The sequence below is a fragment of the Pseudarthrobacter sp. YAF2 genome (assembly GCF_052113345.1).
GTDB lineage: Bacteria > Actinomycetota > Actinomycetes > Actinomycetales > Micrococcaceae > Arthrobacter.
Window position 1 is genome coordinate 13952 of record NZ_JBFRDA010000019.1, and the last position, 22717, is coordinate 36668.

The 22717-nt window shown below is 65.5% G+C and carries 20 protein-coding genes; 15 read left to right on the forward strand and 5 right to left on the reverse strand.

Going from position 1 to position 22717, the window contains the following annotated elements; all coding sequences use genetic code 11:
• Positions 1-22: 22 nt before the first annotated feature.
• From AB4Y79_RS17985 to holA, 5 genes are all read left to right on the forward strand, one after another.
• A complete protein-coding gene (locus AB4Y79_RS17985) occupies positions 23-907 on the forward strand; it encodes a helix-hairpin-helix domain-containing protein (RefSeq protein WP_441864699.1) in 885 nt (294 codons plus the stop codon).
• A 241-nt stretch (positions 908-1148) separates the two neighbouring features.
• A complete protein-coding gene (locus AB4Y79_RS17990; RefSeq protein WP_441864701.1) occupies positions 1149-3173 on the forward strand; it encodes a ComEC/Rec2 family competence protein in 2025 nt (674 codons plus the stop codon).
• Positions 3174-3460: 287 nt separating this feature from the next.
• A complete protein-coding gene (locus tag AB4Y79_RS17995; protein ID WP_441864704.1) occupies positions 3461-4156 on the forward strand; it encodes a hypothetical protein in 696 nt (231 codons plus the stop codon).
• Between the two features lie 81 nt (positions 4157-4237).
• The gene (locus AB4Y79_RS18000) at positions 4238-5698 is read left to right on the forward strand and encodes a hypothetical protein (protein WP_441864706.1); all 1461 of its coding nucleotides are present in this window, start codon (positions 4238-4240) and stop codon (positions 5696-5698) included.
• A gap of 184 nt (positions 5699-5882) precedes the next feature.
• A complete protein-coding gene (gene holA, locus AB4Y79_RS18005; RefSeq protein ID WP_441864709.1) occupies positions 5883-6899 on the forward strand; it encodes a DNA polymerase III subunit delta in 1017 nt (338 codons plus the stop codon).
• Positions 6900-7065: 166 nt separating this feature from the next.
• Here holA and rpsT read toward each other — a convergent pair whose 3' ends face one another.
• Together rpsT and AB4Y79_RS18015 are read right to left on the reverse strand one after the other, a co-directional pair.
• On the reverse strand, positions 7066-7326 hold the full coding sequence (gene rpsT, locus AB4Y79_RS18010; RefSeq protein ID WP_308930898.1) for a 30S ribosomal protein S20: 261 nt from the start codon (positions 7324-7326) through the stop codon (positions 7066-7068).
• Positions 7327-7495: 169 nt separating this feature from the next.
• Positions 7496-7987, reverse strand: coding sequence for a type II toxin-antitoxin system PemK/MazF family toxin (locus AB4Y79_RS18015; RefSeq protein ID WP_441864713.1), 492 nt, complete (start codon positions 7985-7987; stop codon positions 7496-7498).
• A gap of 176 nt (positions 7988-8163) precedes the next feature.
• Here AB4Y79_RS18015 and lepA point away from each other — a divergent pair, with 176 nt between their 5' ends.
• Complete coding sequence (lepA, locus tag AB4Y79_RS18020; protein WP_441864716.1) at positions 8164-10020, forward strand: translation elongation factor 4; 1857 nt, start codon at positions 8164-8166, stop codon at positions 10018-10020.
• 25 nt (positions 10021-10045) lie between these two features.
• Positions 10046-11275, forward strand: a complete 1230-nt coding sequence (hemW, locus tag AB4Y79_RS18025; protein ID WP_441864719.1) for a radical SAM family heme chaperone HemW — start codon at positions 10046-10048, stop codon at positions 11273-11275.
• Between the two features lie 2 nt (positions 11276-11277).
• Here hemW and AB4Y79_RS18030 read toward each other — a convergent pair whose 3' ends face one another.
• Positions 11278-11688, reverse strand: coding sequence for a DUF4870 domain-containing protein (locus tag AB4Y79_RS18030; RefSeq protein WP_018761396.1), 411 nt, complete (start codon positions 11686-11688; stop codon positions 11278-11280).
• Positions 11689-11804: 116 nt separating this feature from the next.
• A complete protein-coding gene (locus tag AB4Y79_RS18035) occupies positions 11805-12656 on the reverse strand; it encodes a DUF3097 domain-containing protein (RefSeq protein ID WP_441864723.1) in 852 nt (283 codons plus the stop codon).
• Between the two features lie 173 nt (positions 12657-12829).
• Between AB4Y79_RS18035 and hrcA the strand changes: the two genes are divergently transcribed.
• The 3 genes from hrcA (at position 12830) to AB4Y79_RS18050 (ending at position 15833) form a co-directional block, all read left to right on the forward strand.
• Entirely contained in the window at positions 12830-13843 is a 1014-nt protein-coding gene (hrcA, locus tag AB4Y79_RS18040) for a heat-inducible transcriptional repressor HrcA (protein ID WP_441864726.1), read from the forward strand.
• Between the two features lie 83 nt (positions 13844-13926).
• The gene (dnaJ, locus tag AB4Y79_RS18045; RefSeq protein ID WP_441864729.1) at positions 13927-15054 is read left to right on the forward strand and encodes a molecular chaperone DnaJ; all 1128 of its coding nucleotides are present in this window, start codon (positions 13927-13929) and stop codon (positions 15052-15054) included.
• A 2-nt stretch (positions 15055-15056) separates the two neighbouring features.
• Positions 15057-15833, forward strand: a complete 777-nt coding sequence (locus AB4Y79_RS18050; RefSeq protein WP_441864732.1) for a 16S rRNA (uracil(1498)-N(3))-methyltransferase — start codon at positions 15057-15059, stop codon at positions 15831-15833.
• Here the strand turns inward: AB4Y79_RS18050 and AB4Y79_RS18055 are convergent.
• Positions 15820-16779 carry a GerMN domain-containing protein gene (locus AB4Y79_RS18055; protein WP_441864735.1) on the reverse strand — a complete coding sequence of 320 codons (960 nt, stop codon included), beginning with the start codon at positions 16777-16779 and terminating at the stop codon, positions 15820-15822. The two genes, AB4Y79_RS18050 and AB4Y79_RS18055, sit on opposite strands and share 14 nt — an antisense overlap.
• 345 nt (positions 16780-17124) lie before the next feature.
• Between AB4Y79_RS18055 and AB4Y79_RS18060 the strand changes: the two genes are divergently transcribed.
• The 5 genes from AB4Y79_RS18060 (at position 17125) to AB4Y79_RS18080 (ending at position 22634) form a co-directional block, all read left to right on the forward strand.
• Entirely contained in the window at positions 17125-18213 is a 1089-nt protein-coding gene (locus AB4Y79_RS18060) for a PhoH family protein (RefSeq protein ID WP_441864945.1), read from the forward strand.
• Positions 18210-18683 (forward strand): rRNA maturation RNase YbeY, encoded by a 474-nt coding sequence (gene ybeY / locus AB4Y79_RS18065; protein ID WP_308930908.1) that lies wholly within the window; start codon positions 18210-18212, stop codon positions 18681-18683. Before AB4Y79_RS18060 ends, ybeY begins: the two co-directional genes overlap by 4 nt.
• Entirely contained in the window at positions 18680-20011 is a 1332-nt protein-coding gene (locus AB4Y79_RS18070) for a hemolysin family protein (protein WP_441864738.1), read from the forward strand. The genes ybeY and AB4Y79_RS18070 overlap by 4 nt, the downstream gene beginning before the upstream one ends.
• Positions 19995-20954, forward strand: coding sequence for a GTPase Era (gene era / locus AB4Y79_RS18075; protein ID WP_308930910.1), 960 nt, complete (start codon positions 19995-19997; stop codon positions 20952-20954). Before AB4Y79_RS18070 ends, era begins: the two co-directional genes overlap by 17 nt.
• Positions 20955-21050: 96 nt before the next feature.
• The gene (locus AB4Y79_RS18080; protein WP_441864741.1) at positions 21051-22634 is read left to right on the forward strand and encodes an LCP family protein; all 1584 of its coding nucleotides are present in this window, start codon (positions 21051-21053) and stop codon (positions 22632-22634) included.
• Positions 22635-22717: the final 83 nt, after the last annotated feature.

The following is a 22717-nucleotide window of genomic DNA, read 5'->3' on the forward strand; positions in this document are numbered from 1 at the left end:
CAAGGCTCCCTAGGGTGGAGCTATGTCACGCCGGGATGCTGGAGCAGCAGGTCAGCAGGCGCGGCATGCGAGGGACAGGCTGCAGTCCGCGCTGGGTGGGGGACGCCCAGGTCTTCTCGTGGACGGTCCGGGCCTGGATGGTTTTGAGTACCGGGGCACGGGGCTGCCCGACGGGACCGGCGCGGAGCCCGGTTCCGACGGCGGGAAGGGTGCGTCCCCACGGGTCAGGTGGCGGGTTGGACTGCGCGTTGCTGCCCTGCTGGCCGCTGCGGCCGTGGCTGCGGGAGCCTGGTTCTGGTGGCAGGCGGGAGCCGCTGCCCCCGAAATTCTGCCGCTGAGCGGAGTGGCCTCCGGTGGGAGCCACGCAACGCCGGAGGACACCGACGCGGGTGCTGCGGAGGGCCGGCAGGAATTGTCCCCGGATTCCGGCGGGGCCGTATCCGGTGGCCTGGTGGTGGTGCATGTGGCCGGGGCTGTGGGCAACCCCGGGGTAATCCGTTTGCGGCAGGGCAGCCGCGTTAACGACGCCATCGCTGCTGCGGGCGGTCCCACAGCCGATGCCGACGTGAACCGGCTCAACCTCGCACTTGTCATTGAAGATGGACAAAAGATCCATGTCCCCCGGATAGGGGAGCCACTATCTACCCCCTCGGGGACAGCAGGCGCCGAGGGTTCGGACACCACCGGCGGGGCCGCCGCGCCCGGCCAGTCCGGCGGGAAGATCAACCTCAACACCGCCGGTGTGGCCGAACTGGACACGCTGCCCAAGGTCGGCCCCGTGCTCGCCCAGCGGATCGTGGACTGGCGAAAGGAACATGGCCCGTTCAAGAGTGCTGAGGAGCTGGACGCGGTGGATGGCGTCGGGCCCAAAATGCTTGAATCACTGCTGCCCCTGGTGACGGTCTGACATGGGGGTGCGTGGCAGCGAAACCGGGCCCGGAACGCCGGAGGACCGCCATGCCGGGGGCCGGCAGGGCAGCCCTTGGAGCAGGTTCGTGGAATCGGCCGTCCGGGGAGAAGCAGCGCCGCCCCCAGGGCGGATGCAGGCCCCGGCGCCCCCAGCAACCTCGGGCTCCTCACGAAAGGCCACGCTCCGCACACGCCAACGGCGGGCCCTCCACGGGTACTGGACCCGGTGCGCCGATTTCATGCGGAAGCAAACAGCGCCCGCGGCCGAAGCCCCGGCAGAAACGGATTCCGGTTCCACCGGAGCCCGGCGCCGCACCGATCTCCGCCTCGCCCTCCCGGCAGCCCTGGTGTGGGGAGGCGCGGTGGCCGGGATCTGGTTGCCACCCGCGTCCTTGGCACTGCTGTGCGCCGCCCTGGCCTCAGCGGCGGCTGTCTTCGTCTCACGCGCCGCCGGTGGTGGCCGCTGGCGCAAGCGTGGCATCGTGCGCGGGGTCCGGGCAACACCGCGCCGGAAGGCCCGGGGACGGAGCTTCGCAGCCGCCGTCGGCGTCTCCCTGATACTTGCGGCCGCCGCCGCCGCGCATTCGGCGGCAGGCTCCGCCCAGCGCTTTGACGGGCCGTTGGCCGAGGCGATCACGGCAGGCAGGTCGGTCGTTGCCATCGTCGAGGTGGCCGGGAGCCCGCGTGCTGTGACGGGGCCCGGGGGAGCGGCGGAACGGTGGTCGGTGCCGGTGGTGACCCAGGAAGTCTCGACAGGCGGGGTGCGAATCCGGACCCGGGCACCGCTTGTCGTCATGGGCGGACAGGACTGGGGTTCGGTGGTGCCCGGACAAACCCTGCGTGCCGCGGGCAAGTTGCGGCCCGCGGAGCCCGGACGTACGGAGGCGGGGAACCTGGCGGCCTCCACTGCTCCCGCACGGTCCACGGCCGGTCCAATCCTGCAGGAGTCTGCACGGGAGCTCCGCGGCCGCTTGGTATCGGCCGCATCCTTCCTGGAACCGGACGCCCGCGGGCTCCTGCCGGGAATGGTCACCGGAGACACCAGTGCTTTGGATCAAGGATTGGCCAACGCCATGAAGTTGGTGGGCATGACTCACCTGACCGCTGTGAGCGGGGCCAACTGCAGCCTGGTGCTGGGGGCATTGCTGGTGCTGTGCCGGCGGTTCCGGTTGTCCCGTGCCCCCGCCGCAGGAGTGGCCCTTTCCGGACTGGCACTGTTCGTGGTGCTTGTGGGTCCTGACGCCAGCGTGCTGCGCGCAGCACTGATGGGTGCCATCGGGGTGGCCTCCCTGGCCGGCGGACGCTCGGGACGAGGTTTGAGCTTCCTCTGCCTGGCTGTCATCGGGCTCCTGCTGTTCGACCCCGCACTTGGAACCAGCGTCGGCTTCCTGCTGTCGGTGCTGGCGACGCTGGGAATTATTCTCCTGGGCCGGCGGATCATCGACTGGATTCCCGTGGTGCCGCGGTGGCTGGCCGCCTCGGTTGCCGTTCCGCTGTCCGCCCAGTTGCTGTGCGGGCCGGTCATTGTCCTGTTGCAGCCCCAGTTCGCTACGTATGCCCTGCTGGCCAATGTGGTGGCCTCGCCCCTGGTGGCTCCGGTAACCCTGCTGGGGACCGCGGCGGTGCCCCTGGTCGCCTTGCTGCCCTGGGCCGCCACGGTGCTGATTGCCGTGGCGGGGACCTTCAGTTCGGGCGTTGCCGCAACGGCAAGGTTTGCGGCCCGGCTGCCGGGATCCGCGTTGCCCTGGCCGGAAGGAGTACCAGGCCTGCTGTCCATGCTGCTGCTGTCGGTTCTCACGTTCACCTTGGTCTGGGCTGCCGCGCGGCCGCGCCGGCTCATCCGAAGGATCAAGGAGGCACATTCGGTGGCGGAAGCGGTGATCGAACTGCTCGCAACGCGGATGCAGCGGGTCCGCCACAACTGCAGCGTGGAACCCAGGCACGGACACAGCCGGCCCGGGTACCGTACCAAACCGCTCGGGGTGATCCTCAATGCCGGCTGCGCAAAAGCGCTAAACCCGCGCTCCGGCGTTCAACGTTTCCCCCTGGCGGGACGTAACCCCAGAGCCGCGGGAACCAGGCCTACGGGGCATCAACGCGATTCGAACCACCCAGGCCCTAAACCGCGCAGGTGCCTGCATCACGTCTGCGACGGCAGAACGGCGGACGCCGAGGAAATCCACAAGGTACGGGATTCCGGCGTAACAATATTCAGGCTGTGGCACCATGAGAACGCAACCACAATTAGGGGGAAATTGTTGTGACTGAACCGCATTATCCGCAGACCGGGCCATCCGACCCAATCAATGAGGCGCCTGACACGCCACCCGCTGCCGGCCCGGCGAACGTTGGCCATCCAGGACCTGGGACAGGCACTGGACAGGCGTCCACATTTCTGAAGTCTTTCGACTACAAAACCTTGATTCCCGGGGCCCTGGTCGGGGCCATTTCTTATACAGCGGTTCTGATCACCGCAGTCGTTTTCCTGGTTTTGGCGCTGATCGGTATCAGCGCCAGTCACGGTGGCAACACCGACATACCGTCAAATTCCATGCTTCCCAGTGGTGGCTCAACGCCGTCGCCATGGTCCTTGATGGGCCAGCTGGCTGTCCAACTGGTCGTCATGAGCCAGCTTGGCGCCCTCGGTTCAAGCATCGATGCGACCATCCCGTTCATGGGGAACGTGCACGGATCAGCTTCCTTCTTCGCTCTTCCCTTGCTGCTGACGGCTGTGTCGATCGCGGTGCTGTTTCTGGGTGGGCGGTTCGCCGCGAAACGGTCCGCAGCCCAATCGGCAGCCGGAACCTGGATCCAGGCAGCAGTTACGGGCCTGGTCTTCACTCTCCTGGTCAATATCAGCGGGGCGGTCTTCGCCATATCGTTTCCTGTACCCAGTGTGAAGATCAGCCCGATCGGGGCAGTGACATTTGGTTCGGTCCTGTTTGCGCTGGTGATCGGAGTGCTCGCAACGTCGGCAGGGCGGGCATCTGCCCGGCCCCGTGCCGCTGCAGTTGTTGGGGTACGCGCAGCAGTTCGCCGGGCTTTTGAAGCCGTTGCCGTGCACTACGGCGTATTTCTGGCCATTGCCATCCCCGTTGTCGTGGTCGTCCTGGGCGTCAAGTCCGGCTGGCAGGCCACGCTCTCGGCTCCACTGTGGGCACCGACGGCGGGCTTCTTCATGTTCGGCCTGGGTCATCTCAGTGCTGTCAGCCGCACCTGGGATTTCGGCTCCTCAGTGGCTTCGTAGTCGAACACTTCAGGTTCAGACATCAGCTTCGGCTTCGGAAATGCCCTGGCCCAGTACGGCATCCCGGGCTGGGCCGGCTGGTTGCTGCTGCTCTTGGCGCTGATTTCAATCCTGGTAACTTCCGTGTTCTGGTACTTGCGCCGCGGACCGCTGGTCGGCAACAAGGTCACGGACTGGGCGATGCTTCCGGCCGCATTCCTCGTTGCCGGAACGCTGATGACCTGGCTCAGCAGTGTTACCGGAACGTTTGACGCAGGTTCGCTCGCGTCGGGCGCCGCCAGCATGGCGCTGGCGTGGTGGACCCCGTTCTTCTTGATGCTCTGGGGCGGTGCGACGGAGGCGTCAGCGCGCTATGCAGCACCACAGCTGAGCAGGTACGTCCCCTTGGCTGTTGCCTACAAGATCGCTCCCGGTCAGCCGGCTGCGACCGCGCAGGCTGCAACTGGGCCGGCTGCTGTCCCAAACGGGTATACAGCCGCCGGCGGCCAGCCTGCGCTGGCGCCGCGGGAGCCGATGTCCGCTCGCACGAAACGCAAGCTTGGACTCATCCTGGGGTCAGTCGGCCTTGTGGTCGTCCTGGGTGTCGGTGCAATCGTCACCGTCAACGTCATCAAGGGCAACAGCGGGCCCGATAAAGCCGTGAACAGCTACCTCCAGGCGCTTCAGAACGGCGAGGCTTCGAAAGCGATGGCCCTGGCCGATCCAGGTCTGGCCAACGATCAAAGGGTCCTCCTTTCGGACCAGATTTACGCCAAGGCCGGCAAGCGCATTGACGGCTTCGAAATTGTTTCGACGAAGATCTCCGAGGACAACGCCACCGTGGTTGCCGACGTGCGCCAGGACGGTCGCAAGCAGCAGAGCACTTTCAGCCTCCGCAAGTCGAACCCTGAACTTCTGGACGATCACTGGAAGATGGAGTCGTCCCCGCTTCAGAGTCTGCGCATCACGTCGGACACCCCGGTGAAGACCGTATTGGTCAATGGCCAGGAACTCGACGTCGACCTTGCCGGCAGCGTTTCCGGTTCATCCAGCCTGAGTTACCCCGCTTTGCCTGGCGAGTACACCGTGGAATTGCCGTCGTCAGAAAAGTATCTGACCGCACAGAAGTCAACCGCGCTAGTGACCATCGGCGCGGCTCAGGCGCCACCGACCGCCAGCCTCAAGGTGGACGCCTCTGACGCCCTGAAGTCCGAAGCCATGGCGCAGATCGACGCATATCTTGCGGAGTGTGTGAAGTCCACCGAGGCCGAGCCGGCCAATTGCCCGCTCGACAACTACAGTTCCTCGCGCTATTCACGGAACTTCCACTGGACACTCACAACGAAACCTACGTTCAGCATGAGCAAGGATCCCTACGGGTCTTCCCCTTGGCGTATTCGTACACAGACTCCCGGGAAAGCGACAGTCAGCTATGAACGGGACAACTCATACGGTTTTGGAACAGCTGAATGGAAGCCGGCAACTGATACAACCTCGGTTTCCATGAGTGCCAGTGTCTCGCTTGAGGACGGCAAAGTGAAGCTGACCTTCAGCAACTATTAGTAGGTAGGCATGCGCCCTGCCGGGCCATCGGCAGCGGTGTTGGCCAGTCATATCAGAGAGGCCCTTCCCGGGGTTACCGGGAAGGGTTTCTGGTAGAGGGCGTCAGCAGTACCTGCAGCTTGGAGCGCGGGCGCGGACATGGCAGGCTGGGATATTGCAATAAGACCTCCGGAAGGGACCTTCGATGGCTGCTGCGCAAAAGCGCGAAACCCGCTCTCCGGCGTCGAACGCTGCCTCCTGGCGGGACGTTACCCCGGCGCAGGTTGTCCTGGTCAGCGGACCGGAAGAATACCTGGGCATCAGGGCCATCGACAGGGTCCGGTCGCAAGTCCGGGCGGCGGCACCGGACGTGGAGCTCAGCCGCATCAACGCCGCCGGGTACGAGCCCGGCACCCTGACCATGCAGGTCAGCCCCTCGTTGTTCGGCGAAAGCAAACTCATCGAGGTCGAGTCAGTGGAAGGCATGAACGAAGCGTTCCTCGCCGACGCGCTCGACTATTTGCAGCATCCTGAGCCGGATGCCGTCGTCGTGCTTCGCCACGCCGGGGGCGCCCGCGGCAAAAAGTTGCTCGACGCCGTCAAGAAGGGCGGCTGGCCCGTTGTTGATTGCCAGCCATTGAAGAAAGATGCGGACAAGATCTCCTTCGTTACCGCAGAATTCAAGGCCGCGGGCCGCCGGATCAACCAGGACGCCGTGCAGGCCCTCGTGAACGCGGTGGGTGCAGACCTGTCCGAACTCGCTGCCGCCTGCAGCCAGCTGATCGCTGACGCCACCAGTACGGTCACGGCGGAGACAGTGGACCGCTACTACGGAGGGCGCATTGAGGCCACCGCCTTCAAGGTAGCCGATGCCGCCATGGCGGGAAATGCGCCCCTGGCGCTCTCCACGCTGCGCCATGCCCTCGCCACTGGTGCGGATCCCGTACCCCTTGTGGCCGCCCTTGCTGCAAAGCTGAGGACCGTTGCGCGTGTGGCCGGCGCGTCCGGATCATCCGCGCAGATCGCGGCGGAACTTGGAATGCAGCCCTGGCTCGTTGAACAGGCCCAGCGGGACGTCCGTCGCTGGACGCCCGAAGGCCTGGTGCGCTCCATTCAGGCCACGGCAGAGGCCGACGCCCAAGTCAAGGGCCTCTCCAGGGATCCGGTCTACGCCGTGGAACACGCCGTGACAGTGATCGCCATGTCGGTTCAGGGCAGGTAACGCCCCGGCACACCCGGCGCGGGTCAGGGGCCAGGGCAAACCGGCCCCCGAGTATACGGATGGCTCTGTACCGCTTTCCCGGCGGCTGTTTTGGGCACGGCTTAAAAGCGTGTGGCCGGTACCTTGCGGTACCGGCCACACCATCAGTTCGTGGGAACTGGAAACCTTAGAGTGCGTTGACCTTCTTGGAGATCGCCGACTTGCGGTTCGCTGCGTTGTTCTTGTGCAGAACACCCTTGCTGACAGCCTTGTCCAGCTTACGGCTGGCAGTAACGAGCGCAGTAGTAGCAGCGTCCTTGTCAGAGGACTCAACAGCGGTGTTGACGGCGCGGATGGCCGTCTTCAGCTCAGACTTGACTGCGTTGTTGCGCAGGCGTGCCTTCTCATTGGTCAGGATGCGCTTCTTCTGGGACTTGATATTCGCCACGTGTGAACTCTCTTTGTAATGCGGAAATGGTCTAGAGGGCTTTCAGGCTGGCCTTGACTGAGCGGCGTGGGGATACCTATGGCGGCCAGCCATCAGTGACCGTCGACCTGCACGGACACACAGCAATAAAGAATAGCAGGTCAGGGCCGGGACTGGCCATTTCCGGCGACTATGTCCAGCCGTGCCGGCGTCGAAGCCCCGATGCCACCTTCTCGAACCGCACCTTGTCCAGGACGGCCCCCTCGCGCCGGACACTGTCCGGCCGGATTTGCAGGACCCTGTCCAGCCGGACCTCGCTTGCCCTGCCCTGCTTGTCCCAGGCGCCGGATCCAAGGTCCACGTAAACGTCGGAGGCCGAGCTCGGAGCCACCCGGTCCCGGCTGGTCATCATCAGCCCCAGGAGGTACTTCCCGTTGTGTCCCACCAGCAGCACGGGCCGGTCTTTCCCCCTGCTGTAGTCCTCCTCGTAGGGGACCCAGGTCCACACCACCTCGCCAGGATCCGGGTCGCCGTCGGGCCGGGGTGCGTAGCGCACGGCGGCCCGGCCGGTGAAATCACCCGGATAGGAGGACCCGGACACGGACTCGGGGGTGCGTCGCAATTTCAGCATGCGCAGGCCGCTGCGGACGGCGTCACCCAGGGAGCGGAGATCGATAGCCATCCTGAAACCCTAACGCCGTACGCGGCCGGCGGGATGCCCCCGCTGTGGCGGGTGGGATGCGGTACCGCGGCCCGGGACGTGGGACACTGGATATTCAAGATGTGCGGTCAAACCGCTTGGCACCTTTGGGGTGCCTGCCGGGTGGCTGCAAACAATGCCAACAGTAAGGACCCTGCGTGTCTCCCATGGCCCGCACCGCACCGGTGCCCGCCGCGACAGATCCGGCAATCATTCGGAACTTTTGCATCATCGCGCATATTGATCACGGAAAGTCCACGCTGGCTGACCGGATGCTGCAGTCCACCGGGGTTGTCCAGGCACGCGACATGAAGGCCCAGTACTTGGACCGGATGGACATCGAGCGTGAGCGCGGCATCACCATCAAGTCCCAGGCCGTGCGGATGCCGTGGGAAGTGGACGGCGTCAGCTATGCGCTGAACATGATCGACACGCCGGGCCACGTGGACTTCACCTACGAGGTGTCCAGGTCCCTGGCCGCCTGCGAGGGTGCGATCCTCCTGGTGGACGCGGCCCAGGGTATCGAGGCGCAGACGCTTGCCAACCTCTACCTGGCCATGGAGAACAACCTCACCATCATCCCGGTGCTGAACAAGATCGACCTTCCGGCAGCGCAGCCGGAGAAGTATGCAGCCGAATTGGCCAACCTCATCGGTGGCGACCCGGAGGACGTCCTGCGTGTATCCGGAAAGACCGGCGTCGGCGTTGAGGCGCTCCTGGACAAGATCGTCCGCGACCTGCCCGCCCCGAAGGGCGACCCCGACGCACCGGCCCGTGCCATGATTTTCGACTCCGTCTATGACACCTACCGGGGTGTTGTTACCTATGTTCGCGTCGTGGACGGCATGCTCCACCCCCGTGAGCGCATCCAGATGATGTCCACCAGGGCCTCGCACGAGTTGCTGGAAATCGGTGTCAGCTCCCCGGAACCCACACCGTCAAAGGGCCTCGGCGTCGGTGAAGTAGGTTACTTGATCACCGGCGTGAAGGATGTGCGTCAATCCAAGGTGGGCGACACCGTCACCAACCTGGCCAAGCCGGCCACCGTGTCACTGCCCGGTTACGCCGACGCCAAGCCCATGGTGTTCTCCGGCCTGTATCCACTGGACGGGGCCGATTATCCGGTACTCCGTGACGCCCTCGAAAAGCTCATGCTCAACGACGCCGCCCTGGTGTACGAGCCGGAAACCTCCGCGGCGCTGGGCTTCGGTTTCCGCGTCGGCTTCCTGGGTCTCCTGCACCTGGAGATCACCCGCGAACGCCTGGAACGCGAATACAACCTGGCCCTCATTTCCACCGCGCCGAACGTTGAGTACGAGGTCACCCTGGAGGACAAGAAGGTGGTCCAGGTCACCAATCCCAGCGAGTACCCCACCGGCAAGGTCGCCGAGGTGCGTGAACCCATGGTGTCCGCCACCATCCTGGCTCCCAACGAATTCGTGGGCGCCATCATGGAACTGTGCCAGGCCCGGCGCGGCGTCCTGGGCGGGATGGACTACCTGTCCGAGGACCGGGTGGAAATCCGGTATCGCCTCCCGTTGGCAGAGATCGTGTTCGACTTCTTCGACATCCTCAAGTCCAAGACCCGGGGCTACGGTTCCCTGGACTGGAAGGCCGACGGCGAGCAGGCAGCCGACCTGGTGAAGGTCGACATCATGCTCCAGGGCGAACAGGTGGATGCCTTCAGCGCCATCACGCACAAGGACAAGGCCTACGCCTACGGCGTGATGATGACCGGCAAGCTGCGCGAACTCATCCCGCGGCAGCAGTTCGAAGTGCCCATCCAGGCAGCCATCGGTTCCAGGATCATCGCCCGCGAAAGCATCCGCGCCATCCGCAAGGACGTGCTGGCGAAGTGCTACGGCGGCGACATCTCGCGCAAGCGCAAGCTGCTGGAGAAGCAAAAAGAAGGCAAGAAGCGCATGAAGATGGTGGGCACTGTGGAAGTTCCGCAGGAAGCGTTCATCGCCGCGCTCACCACGGACGAATCAAAGGACAAGGCCAAGAAGAAGTGACCACCGCGCAGCGGGGGACCCGCTGATGCCCAGCGTTCTTCCCTTTGGCGACCCGGCGCCGTCGGACGGTCTGCTGCCCGCACAGGCAGCAGACGGTGCGGCGGACCGGGCGTTCGGCTTGTACGTCCACATACCGTTCTGTGCTGTGCGCTGCGGGTACTGCGACTTCAACACGTATACGGCCACGGAACTCGGCGGCGGCGCATCCCAGGATGCCTACGCGGGCACGGCGGTCTCGGAAGTGGCGCTGGCCGCGCAGGTACTGCAGCGTTCCGGCATCCCGGCGCGCAAGCTCAGCACCGTCTTCTTCGGCGGCGGAACCCCCACGCTCCTGCCGGCCGACGACCTCGCCTTGATCCTGCGTACCTCCATCGACCAGTGGGGAATCGAAGACGGCGCGGAAGTCACCACCGAGGCCAATCCCGACTCGGTCACGCCTGAATCCCTTGCCATCCTCAAGGATGCCGGTTTCTCGCGGGTCTCGTTCGGCATGCAGTCCGCCGTCCCGCACGTGTTGAAGGTCCTTGACCGAACCCACACACCGAGCCGGGTTCCGCAGGTTGTCCAGTGGGCGCGGGAGGCCGGACTTGCCGTCAGCCTGGACCTGATCTACGGCACGCCCGGCGAATCGCTTGCGGACTGGCGGTATTCCCTCGAAACAGCGTTGTCCTATGAGCCCGACCACATCAGCGCCTATGCGCTGATCGTCGAGGACGGTACCAAGCTCGCCGCGCAGATGCGGCGCGGCGAGGTCCCCGGAATAGACGACGACGACCACGCCGACAAGTACGAGCTCGCCGACCAGCTGATCACCGCAGCCGGGCTCGGCTGGTACGAGGTCAGCAACTGGGCACGGACCCCGGAGCAGGCCTGCCGCCATAACCTGGCCTATTGGCGGGGCGATGACTGGTGGGGGATTGGCCCCGGCGCACACTCACATGTCGGCGGGGTGCGCTGGTGGAACGTCAAGCACCCTGCGGCGTACGCGACCCGGCTGTCGCAGGGCCTTTCCCCGGCGGCGGGCCGGGAAACCCTGGACCCGGATACCAGGAGGCTGGAGCGGGTGATGCTGGAGGCGCGCCTGCAGTCCGGGCTTGAAGTCTCGACGCTGAGCGCCCTGGGACGCCATCAAGTGGCTGGCCTGATCGCGGATGGCCTGGTGGAACCGGCCCCGGCATTTCACGGACGGCTGGTCCTCACGCTGAAGGGCCGCCTCCTGGCTGACGCCGTGGTCCGCCGTATCCTGCCCGACTAACGTTATTTGATCCAGCGCAGGTTGTACGGGTAGCGGTGCGGCTGGCCCCGGTTGACGTGGATCCCCGCGGCCACCGAGAAGCAGGTCAGCGCCACCCAGATCAGCGTGGCGATGACGGCGAAGATGTTTCCCACGTACGGAATGAACACCAGGATGTTGGCCAGCACCGCGGCGATGGTAGGCGGCAGGCTGAAGTTCAGCGCTTCCTTTGACTCCTGCGCGGTAAAAGGTCCGCGGTCCCGGAAGATCAGGTAGATCAGCAGGGACGGAATGCACCCCAGGATCCCGCCGAAGTGGGCCAGCGTGGCCCATTGGCGGTCTTCGCTGGCCGTGAGCGGCAGCGCATTGGCGGGGACGCCATGGTACTCGGAACGGCCTTGGCCGTCCCTGTGATCACGTGCGTTTTCTGCCACAGTCTGTTTCCTTCTGGGTGCAAGTGGTGCTGACTACAAATAAGGACTTGGTGCAACGCTGCCAAAATCAGGCATCGCACTATCCAGAATACTTGGTCGCGGACCGGGGGCGGCCGTCAGGGCGCGGTAAGAAAATCGATCACTTCCTCAACCCGTCCCAGCAGCGATGGTTCCAGGTCGGCGTAGGTGCGCACGGCTCCCAGGAGTTTCTGCCACCCCAGCCCAATATCCTCCTTTGTTGCGTGCGGCCAGCCAAAGGCTTTCAGGATGCCCGTCTTCCAGTCCTGCCCGCGGGGAATCGCCGGCCACTGCGGGATGCCCAGTACCGCGGGCCGGATGGCCTGCCACACGTCGACGTAGGGGTGGCCGACAATGAGGACATTTCCGGCCGCGCCCGGGGACGCCATCACGGCCTCGGCGATGCGCGATTCCTTGGAATCGGGCACGAGGTGGTCCACCAGCACCCCAAGTCGCCTCCCCGGCCCTGGCCTGAAGTCCGCCACGGCGGCGGTGAGGTCGTCGATTCCGTGCAGGGGCTCGACGACGATGCCTTCGACCCGAAGGTCGTCTCCCCACACCTTCTCCACGAGTTCGGCGTCATGCTTGCCTTCCACCCAGATCCGGCTGGCCTTTGCCACCTGGGCCCGCTGCCCGGCGACCCGTACCGACCCGGAGGCGGTCCGTCCGGCGGCGGGGCCGGAAGCAGCCGGGGCCGGTGCCGGCGGCATCAGCCGGATGGGCTGGCCCTCCAGGAGGAACCCGAAGCCAAGCCGGAAGGAACGCGACTTTCCGCGGCGGTCCTCCAGGGCCACCACGTGCATGCCGCCCGATTTCTCCACCCGGGTGACAGCTCCCACCCAGCCGGATTGGACTTCCTCAAGCACCATGCCGCGCTCCACGGGGACCTCGGGCAGTTCGGTCCGGGCCGGGGCGGAGATCCCGCGGGGGCCCCAGTTCTGGTAGTCCATGGATTCGATCCGCCTCGCGTTAGGTCCTCACCTCCGGAGTTTCGCCCGGAGCGGTACCAATGCTAACAACGGGTCGAGGCATAATAGACTGTTAGCACTGAGGCATGTCGAGTGCTAACCCTGGGGCGGCGCCGGACGGGGTGCGCGCCCCGGACCGTGGATGGAGGTGGAGAGTGAGCGAGCCACGCAAACTGGAAGTGCTGCGGGCGATCGTGGAGGACTACGTCCACTCCCGCGAGCCCGTTGGTTCAAAGGCGCTGGTGGAACGGCATCATCTCGGCGTTTCCAGCGCCACCATCCGCAATGACATGGCGGCGCTGGAAGATGAGGGCCTGATCACCGCTCCGCACACCAGCGCAGGGCGTATTCCCACGGACAAGGGCTACCGCCTGTTCGTGGACCAAATCTCAGCGGTCAAGCCCCTGTCGGCGGCCGAGCGCCGTGCCATCCAGTCGCTCCTGGAGGGCGCGGATGACCTTGACGACGTCCTGGAACGCACCGTCCGGCTGCTGTCGCAGCTGACCAACCAGGTGGCCGTGGTCCAGTACCCGCACCTGAGCAGGGCCCTTGTCCGCCACATCGAGTTCGTGCTGTTGGCCCCGCGCAAAGTCCTGGTGGTGCTTATTGCCAACAGCGGCAAGGTGGAGCAGCGGGTTATCGACGTCGGCCAGGACCTCGGTGATGAAGGACTCGCTGAGCTGCGGACCAGGTTCCTCGGAGCCCTGGGCGGCACCGCACTGAGCCACCTCGCCCAGGCGCTGCCGGCCGTCGTGGCTGCTGCGCCGCACCCTCAGCGCCAGGCCGCGCACGCGCTGGCGCTCGGGCTCGAGGTTTTGGCCCAGAGCAGCCGGGAAGACAGGATGGTCATGGCCGGAACGGCCAACCTGGCCCGATCCAACGTAGACTTCCCACTCAGCATCGGGCCGGTGCTCGAAGCACTCGAGGAGCAGGTGGTGATGCTGCGGCTGTTGAGCGAAATGGCCCAGGACCACCGCGGTGTGGCAGTTAGCATCGGAAGGGAGAACCCTTACGACGGCCTCGCCGAGGCTTCCGTTGTGGCCACCGCCTATGGCCCTGACAGCGCCGCGAAGGTAGGGATCCTTGGCCCCACACGGATGGATTACCCCACGACCATGGCCGCCGTCAGGGCCGTGGCACGCTACCTTTCCAGGATTTTGGGGCCCTGACCCTCCGCTGCCGGAGCACCTTCGGCTGCAAGACCGGAGACCGGGCCCAACTGCACGCAGTACAACAAGGAAGAGATACAACTTTGAGCAGCCACTATGACGTCCTTGGAGTCTCACCCGAAGCTACGGGCGAAGAGATCAAAAAGGCCTACCGCAAGCTGGCCCGCACCCTGCACCCGGACGTAAACCCGGGAGCGGACGCGTCGGAACGCTTCAAGGCAGTCACTCACGCCTATGAGGTCCTTTCCGACCCCCAAAAGCGCCGCATCTATGACACCACCGGCAACGAGAACGGAACGGACAACGGCTTCGGCGGCGCCGGCTACGCAGGCCAGGGATTCGCGTTCCAGGACATTTTCGATACCTTCTTCGGCGCCGGCGGCACGTCCGGTCCGGCGTCCCGGGTGCGCAGGGGACAGGACGCACTCATCAGTGTCCGGATCGACCTTCGCGATGCCGTCTTTGGCGTCAACAAGAAGCTCGAAGTGGACACCGCCGTTGTCTGTCCCACGTGCGAGGGATCATGCTGCCGCCCCGGCACCCACCCGGAGCGTTGCGATATCTGCGGCGGCAGCGGCCAGGTCCAGCGGGCCGTCCGCTCCATCCTGGGCCAGGTCATGACGGCGGCCCCGTGCGGCACCTGCGAAGGGTTCGGCACGGTGATCAAGGATCCCTGCAACGAATGCAGCGGCCAGGGCCGCATCCGCAGCCGCCGGTCGCTGACCATTAAGGTCCCGGCCGGCGTTGCCACCGGCACACGCATCCAGCTCTCCGGGCAGGGCGAAGCGGGTCCCGCCGGTGGACCCGCCGGCGACCTCTATGTGGAGATCCGGGTCAACAACGACGCCACGTACGTCCGGGAAGGCGACGACCTGCACGCCACCCTGCACATTCCCATGACCGCGGCCGCCCTCGGCACTGACGTCAGCCTGGAAACCTTCGACGGCAGCCAGGAAATCGACGTCAAACCCGGTACCCAGTCTGGGGAGATCATCACCCTGCGCGGGCTGGGCGTCACTCATCTGCGGGGCTACGGGCGCGGTGACCTGAAGGTCCACCTCCAGGTCGACACTCCCGCCAAACTCGACGCCGCGCAGGAGGACCTGCTGCGCCAGCTCGCCAAGCTCCGCGGGGAACAGATCACGGAGGGAAAGCTCGCTGCCAGCGGCGGCATGTTCGCCAAGCTCCGGGACCGGCTCGGTAACCTGTAGCGGTGAGCAACCCCGTATTTTTCACCAGCCCCGGCTCACTTGACGGCCTGGCTGCCGGACAGGTCTTTGTCCTGGAGGGCCCCGAAGCCCGGCACGCCGTCACCGTCAAGCGCTTGTCGCCGGGGGAGGCAGTGGACATAGTCGACGGAGCCGGCATCCGCATGACCGGCAAGGTGGCAACGGCGTCCTCCTCTATGCTTGAGGTGGAGTGCGGGACCGTGGCGGCGGAAGACAGGCCCGAGGTCCGGCTGGTGCTGGCACAGGCACTGGCCAAGGGCGACCGGGACGAACTGGCCATTGAGACAGCGACGGAACTGGGCATCGATGCGGTCATACCCTGGCAGTCCGAACGCTCCATTGTCCGCTGGAAGGGGGACCGGGCCGCCCGGGCCCACGCCAAATGGCAGTCGGCCGTTGCCGCCGCCGCCAAGCAGGCGCGCCGCGCCTGGATCCCCGAGGTCCGGGCCGCCGTCGAAACGTCCGGGCTGTGCGCCGCCGTGGCGGCCGCGGACCTGGCCGTCATCCTGCACGAAGACGCCGTAAGGCCCCTGCGGGCTGTTCTTGAAGCGTGGCAGGGGAGCACGGGTGCCGGGCCCCGCGAGGTCCTGCTGATTGTCGGCCCCGAAGGCGGCATCAGCCCCCGCGAGGTGACGAAACTCTGCGATAACGGTGCCGTGACGGCCCTGCTGGGACACCACGTCCTGCGGTCCTCCACCGCCGGCCCGGCCGCCGTCGTGCTGGCCAGCGACATCCTGGGGCGCTGGACTACCGCACCTTGAAGGACCGTGTGTCCTCGTTCCGGTCCGGCTCTCCGCCGGAGCCGGCCTGCGCTACATGGAGCTCGTAGTCACCGGCCGGCAGGTTCAGGGCCAGCGTGAAGGCGCCTGCCTGGCCCTGTTCCGCAGCTGCGGTCGTTTCGCCGCTCAGGAAGGGTGTCTTGCCGGCACCGTTGTCCGCCACCTGCAGGATTTGCCAGTGAAGTTTTGCTCCGGGTGAGGTGCTCCGGCCAGTGATCTTCACGCTGCCGCCGGGGACCTCGGTGTTCTCCTGCGGATCGATGATCCAGACCGGTGCCACCAGGCCGGCGGCGCGCGTCATCAGGGCGCCCAACTGGATCTTGCCGAACGCGACGTAGTCGGTGTGCCCGTCCACGAGGATCCGGACCCGGACCTGCTGGCTGGTGTCGATCAGCCCCGAACTGGCGGCGGCGGCCGTGGCCGTGTAAATCAGTTGCTGGATGGCGCGCGCAGCCATGTCGGCGTCGAGGTTGCTGTTGAAGGCGTCAGCCGAAACGTCCACCGTGATGACGTCTTTGCCTGAAATCGATGTGGCCAGCTTGTCCGGATTCTGCCACGGCGTGAAGAAGTCGGGGTCGAGCGGCTTCTCCGACATCATGGCGCGCAACGCGCGGGTGACCGGGTTGTCCTGCTCGGGGACGTCGCGGAATTCGCGGTACAGGAAGATGTTGCCGCCGCTGCGGCCGATCCAGTACACGGGTGCCTTGTTGGAGGACTGCGTGGTTTCCAGCGGGGCGCTGGTGGAAGGTGCGTCCGGCATGGTCCCGCCAGTCGCCGGGACAGATGCGAGGGTGCCGGTGGGGGACGGGCCGCCCTCGGCGGTGCAGCCCGCAAGGACGGGAACAAGCACCAGGACTCCTGCCAGGACAGCCGGGCGCAAGCGGCCCTTCGTTCGGCCTGCCCTTTTGGGCACAGAGGTTTCCGGCACTGTCCTGCCCTAGTCCTTTCCTGGCGTGGCGGGCCGATCCCCTGGCGGCCTGGAGTTCCAGCAGCTGCTGGATTTCCAGCATTACACAGGGGTACGGCCCCACAGCCGTTCTTTGGCCGTCACGGCCCAACTGCAACGGGAACGATATGAGGCCGATATGAAGTTGATACCTAACGGCCGTACCCGCGGCTATAGGCAGGGACCCGGCGTATCCGTCGGCGGCTCCCGCTGGCGTAAGATGAAGGGATCGCTGGGCAAGGAGCACCGTGCAACGGGCGCCCCTTTCCGGCACGGAAAAACTGGATGAAGAATTTCGAGGGGACCACAGGCCTGCGGGCCAGCACCATGACTGAATCAGCAAATGGTAAGCGCCGGCTCAATACAGGCGACGGCAGCCCCGGGGAATTTCCCCACTCCCTGCCGGGCATCCGGACCGAAGTTGTCCTGTTCGAGAACTCGGACCAGATGGTTCAATCACTTGGCAGCCACGATGAGGCGTTGCGGTTCATCGAAGTCCAGTTCCCGGACGTCAACTTCCACGTCCGCGGCAATGAGCTCTCCATCAGCGGGCCTGCCAGCGACGTCCCCCGGATCATGCGGCTCCTCCAGGAGGTCCGTGGCCTGGTGGCCCGGGGCACGGTGATCACCCCCGCGGTGCTCCAGCAGCTGGTGGCGCTCCTGCGCACCCAGTCACTGCAGAACCCCGTGGACGTGCTCACGCATGACATCCTCTCGAGCCGCGGCAGGACCATCCGGCCCAAAACGCTGAACCAGAAGAACTACGTGGACGCGATCGACGCCAACACGGTGATTTTCGGGATCGGGCCGGCCGGCACCGGCAAGACCTACCTGGCTATGGCCAAAGCCGTCCAGGCCCTGCAGCAAAAAGAGGTCAGCCGGATCATCCTCACCCGCCCCGCGGTCGAGGCAGGGGAGCGCCTCGGGTTCCTGCCCGGAACGCTGAGCGACAAGATCGATCCCTACCTCCGCCCGCTCTACGATGCCCTGCACGACATGATGGATCCCGAGTCCATCCCGCGGTTGATGGCCGCGGGCACCATCGAGGTGGCACCACTGGCCTACATGCGCGGCCGGACCCTCAATGACGCCTTCATCATCCTCGATGAGGCCCAGAACACCACGCCGGAACAGATGAAGATGTTCCTCACCCGCCTCGGGTTCGGGTCCAAGATGGTGGTCACCGGAGACGTCACCCAGGTGGACCTGCCGTTCGGGACGCGTTCAGGGCTGCGGATCGTGGAGGAGATCCTGCAGGGCATTGAGGACGTGAACTTCTCGGTCCTGGACGCCGCCGACGTCGTGCGGCACCGGCTGGTGGGGGACATCGTCAACGCCTACAGCATCTGGGACGAAGTCCAGCGGAACCGTGTCAAACACTCAGTCAACAGGGACAAGCGGGGGGAACACGCGTGAGCATCGAGGTGAACAACGAGTCCGGCGTCGACGTCGGGGAAGCCGAACTCATTGCGTTGTCGCGGTACATCTTTGAACAGCTCTACATCCATCCCCAAGCCGAGCTGTCCATCCTCCTGGTGGATGAACCGGCCATGGAAAAGCTGCACATCGAGCTGATGGACGAGCCCGGTGCCACGGACGTCCTCTCCGTTCCCATGGACGAACTCACGCCGGGAACCCCGGGCCGCCCCACGCCCCAGGGCATGCTGGGGGACATCGCAATCTGCCCGCAGGTGGCAAAGGTCCAGGCCAAGAATGCCGGGCATTCACTCCAGGACGAAATGCTGCTCCTGACCACCCACGGAATCCTGCACCTGCTGGGCTACGACCATGCGGAACCGGAGGAAAAGGCCGAGATGTTCGGCCTGCAGCGCGAACTCCTGACCGGTTTCACCGGCAAAGAAGCACCCGCCGAGACAACCCAGTGACGCAACTGCTCCTGGTCGCGGTGGCACTGGTATTCCTTGCCGTCGCGGCCGTGCTGACAGCGGCCGAGGCCGCCTTCAGTTTCCTTCCCCGGCACGATGCGGAATCGGCACTGCACAGGAGCCGTGGCACAGCCATGCGCCGTATCCTCGCCGAGCCGGTGGCCCACACCCGGGCCCTTCGGTTTTGGCGGGTCTGGTTCGAGATGGCCTCCGCCGTGGCTGTCGCCGTCCTGGTTGTCAGCCTTTTGGACAACGTATGGCTGGCCGGCCTGGTGGCCACCGGCATCATGGCCGTGCTTGGCTTCGTGATCGTTGGTGTCTCACCCCGGCAGCTGGGCAGGCTGCACTCCACAACCGTGGTGCGCTTCACTGCCCCCATGGTCCGGTTCCTCACCAGTGTGCTGGGACCCATTCCCGGCTGGCTCGTGGCTCTGGGCAGCTCGGCTGCCCCCGGAGCGCCGGGCGGGGACGACGCCTTCTTCAGTGAGCAGGAATTCCGTGAGCTGTTGGACCGGGCCAGCGAATCCGACATGATCGAGGACACCGAGGCGGAGATGATCCAGTCGGTCTTCGACTTCGGAGACACCCTGGTCCGGGCCGTAATGGTGCCGCGGACAGACATCGTCAGCATCGACGCCGGCTCCAGCCTCCACCAGGCGATGTCACTGTTCCTCCGTTCCGGCTACTCACGCATTCCGGTGATCAGCGAAAACACTGACCACATCCTGGGCATCATCTACCTCAAGGACGTTGCAGCCGTCATCCATCAGCTGGACGCCGGTGACGAACCACCCCTGGTTGAGGCGCTGGCCCGGGAAGTGCGGTACGTGCCGGAGTCAAAACCCGTCAGCGACCTCCTGCGCGAACTGCAGAAGGAATCCACCCACGTTGCGATCGTGATCGACGAGTACGGCGGCACCGCCGGCCTGGTCACGCTGGAGGACCTGATCGAGGAAATCGTGGGCGAGATCGTGGACGAATACGACACCGAGAGTGCCGAAGCCGTGGCGCTGGGTGATGGCTCCTACCGCGTCAGCGCCAGGATGGGCATCGACGACCTCGGCGAACTTTTCGACCTGGAGCTCGACGACGACGAAGTGGACACCGTCGGTGGCTTGCTGGCCAAAGCACTTGGCCGGGTCCCGATCGTAGGCAGCAGCGTGGAAGTGCAGGGAGTGTCCCTGCGCGCAGAAAGGCTGGAAGGCCGGCGCAACAGGGTCAGCCACATCATTGCGGCGCCCGTACCAAGAGTAGAGACTGACTTTGAAGGCCTCCTGGAAGAGGCCGAATCAACCCAGCAGGGAGTTCCACGTGAGCAAGAAAAATAAGGATGCGGCCGCGGACGATTTCGGCGGCTTCCGCGCGGGGTTTTCGGTCCTCGTCGGCAGGCCGAATGCCGGCAAGTCCACGCTGACCAACGCGCTGGTGGGTAAGAAAGTGGCCATCACGTCGGCCAAACCCCAGACCACGCGGCATACCATCAGGGGCATCGTGCACCGTGAGGACGCCCAGCTGATCCTCGTGGACACCCCTGGACTGCACCGGCCCCGCACCCTGCTCGGCAAACGCCTTAACGACCTCGTCGCCGACACCCTCGCCGAAGTTGACGCCATCGGGTTCTGCCTGCCGGCCAACGAGAAGATCGGCCCCGGTGACAAGTTCATCGCCAACCAGCTTGCCGCCGTCGGGCGTATACCCGTCATCGCCATCGTCACCAAAGCCGACCTGGTTGACAAGCAGGCCCTGACCGAGCAACTCCTCGCCGTCGCGGCCCTTGGCCGCGAGGTGATGGGGGAGGAGGGCTGGAAAGACATCGTTCCCGTATCTGCCACCGACGGTTTCCAGGTGGAAACCGTGGCCGACGTGCTGATCAGCCATATGCCGCCGTCGCCGCCGCTGTACCCGGACGGCGAGCTGACGGACGAGCCAGAGGCCGTCATGGTGGCCGAACTGATCCGCGAGGCGGCGCTGGAAGGCGTCCGTGACGAGCTTCCCCACTCCTTGGCGGTTGTGGTCGAAGAGATCGTCCCCCGGGAGGATCGTCCGGACGACAACCCGTTGCTGGATGTCCGGGTCAACCTCTATGTGGAGCGTCCCTCCCAGAAGGCCATCATTATCGGCAAGGGCGGCAGCCGCTTGCGTGAAGTGGGAACCAACGCGCGCAAGGGTATCGAAGCCCTCCTGGGGACGCGCATCTACCTGGACCTCCACGTCAAGGTTGCCAAGGACTGGCAGCGCGACCCGAAGCAGCTGGTCAAACTGGGTTTCTGACCCGACAGCAGGGCGCCCAACGGAGCCGTCCCGCCATATCTCCAGACTGGACCACTAAAATGGACCGGATTTTGTATTAAGAGGAAGGTTCACCACGTGGGTCGAGGCCGCGACAAACGCGACAACGAGGCTGACTTGGCAGCCGGAGCGGGACCGGTATCCCGCCACGCGGCCGGCGGTGCCGCAGGGGCGCCCCGCCACCTGGGCCCGCTCAGCACCATGCCTCTGTGGCTGAAGGTCCTCACCAGCGTGGTGGCAGTCGTCCTGGTAGCCGGGATCGCTTTCGCCGGCTTCTGGTTCTTCCGGCTGCAGGGCAACATTTCCAAGGCCCCGTTGAACGCCGGCGGCGGCGGCACCGAGTCGCCCGCCAACGATGCCACGGGCCGGATGCAGATCCTGATCCTCGGGTCGGACACCCGTGACGGGAAGAACTCCCAGTACGGAACCACGGACGATTCCACCGGCTACGGCAAATCGGACGTCATGATGCTGATGGATATATCCGAGGACAACAAGCGCGTCAACGTGATCAGCTTTCCCCGCGATCTCCTGGTGGACATCCCGCAGTGCACGGACCGGAAAACCAACAAGGTTTATCCCGCCCGCCGCGGCGTGATGATCAATGAGGCCATGGGCGAAGCCGGCATCGGCTGCGCCGTGGATACCGTCAACAAGCTGACCGGCATGCAGGTGGACCACTTCATGATGGCGGACTTCAACGCCGTCAAGGAACTCTCCAACGCCGTTGGCGGCGTGGACGTATGCATCAGCGACGCCGTCTTCGACCCCGACTCTGGGCTTCGCCTGCCCGCGGGGACTTCCGCCGTCCAAGGTGAGATGGCACTTTCCTACCTCCGCACCCGCCACGCGTTCGCCGACGGCGGCGATCTGGGCCGGATCAAGGCCCAGCAGGGATTTCTGTCCTCGCTGACCCGCAAGATCAAGGACGAGGGGACGCTGTCCGACCCCGCCAAGATGCTCAAGATCGCCGACGTCGTCACCCAGAACCTCACCGTCGATGATGGGCTGGCCTCCATCCCGGCCCTCCTCACCATCGGCAACCGGCTGAAGAACATCGACATCAGCAAGGTGGCGTTCGTCGCCGTGCCCACCACGCCCGCACCCACCGACCCCAACCGCCTGGTCATCGCCGAACCTGCGGGCGCCCAGCTTTTCTCCGCACTCCGGAAGAATGTTGACCTGACAGATCCGACGGCACCCACCACCACGCCGCCGCCCGGTGAGTCGCCGACGCCGACGCCCTCGCCGACCGGGACAGTGGCACCGGTCCCGCCATACAACAAGGCAGTCCAGCCTGTAACCGTGGCCAATGGCAGCGGCGTCCCCGGCCGGGCCCAGGAGCTTGTCCAGGTCCTGGTGAACGGCGGCTTTGCCGGAACATCGCAGTTCCAGGCCCAACCGGTGGCAAAGACTGCCGTGTACTACGGGCCCAATTTCGCGGATGTCGCCACAGACGTCGCGGCCCTGCTCGGAATTCCCGCCGAACAGATGATCCCGCTTGCGGCAATCCAGGGCGTGCAGGTCTACGTGGGCAGCGACTTCACCACCGGTACTGCCTTCGGGGCCGGGGCGCCCGCGCTGCCGTCGGACATCGTCAACCAGACCGCAGGGGACAAGGTCTGCCAGCAGGCAAACCCTGCGCTGATCGTCCGGCAGTAGCAGGCAAAGCCTTGCCCGGCCCCGGCCAAGGCGCCCGTAACGACAAAGCAGGCCCCGCCGGTACCGTCGGGGCCTGCTTTTTG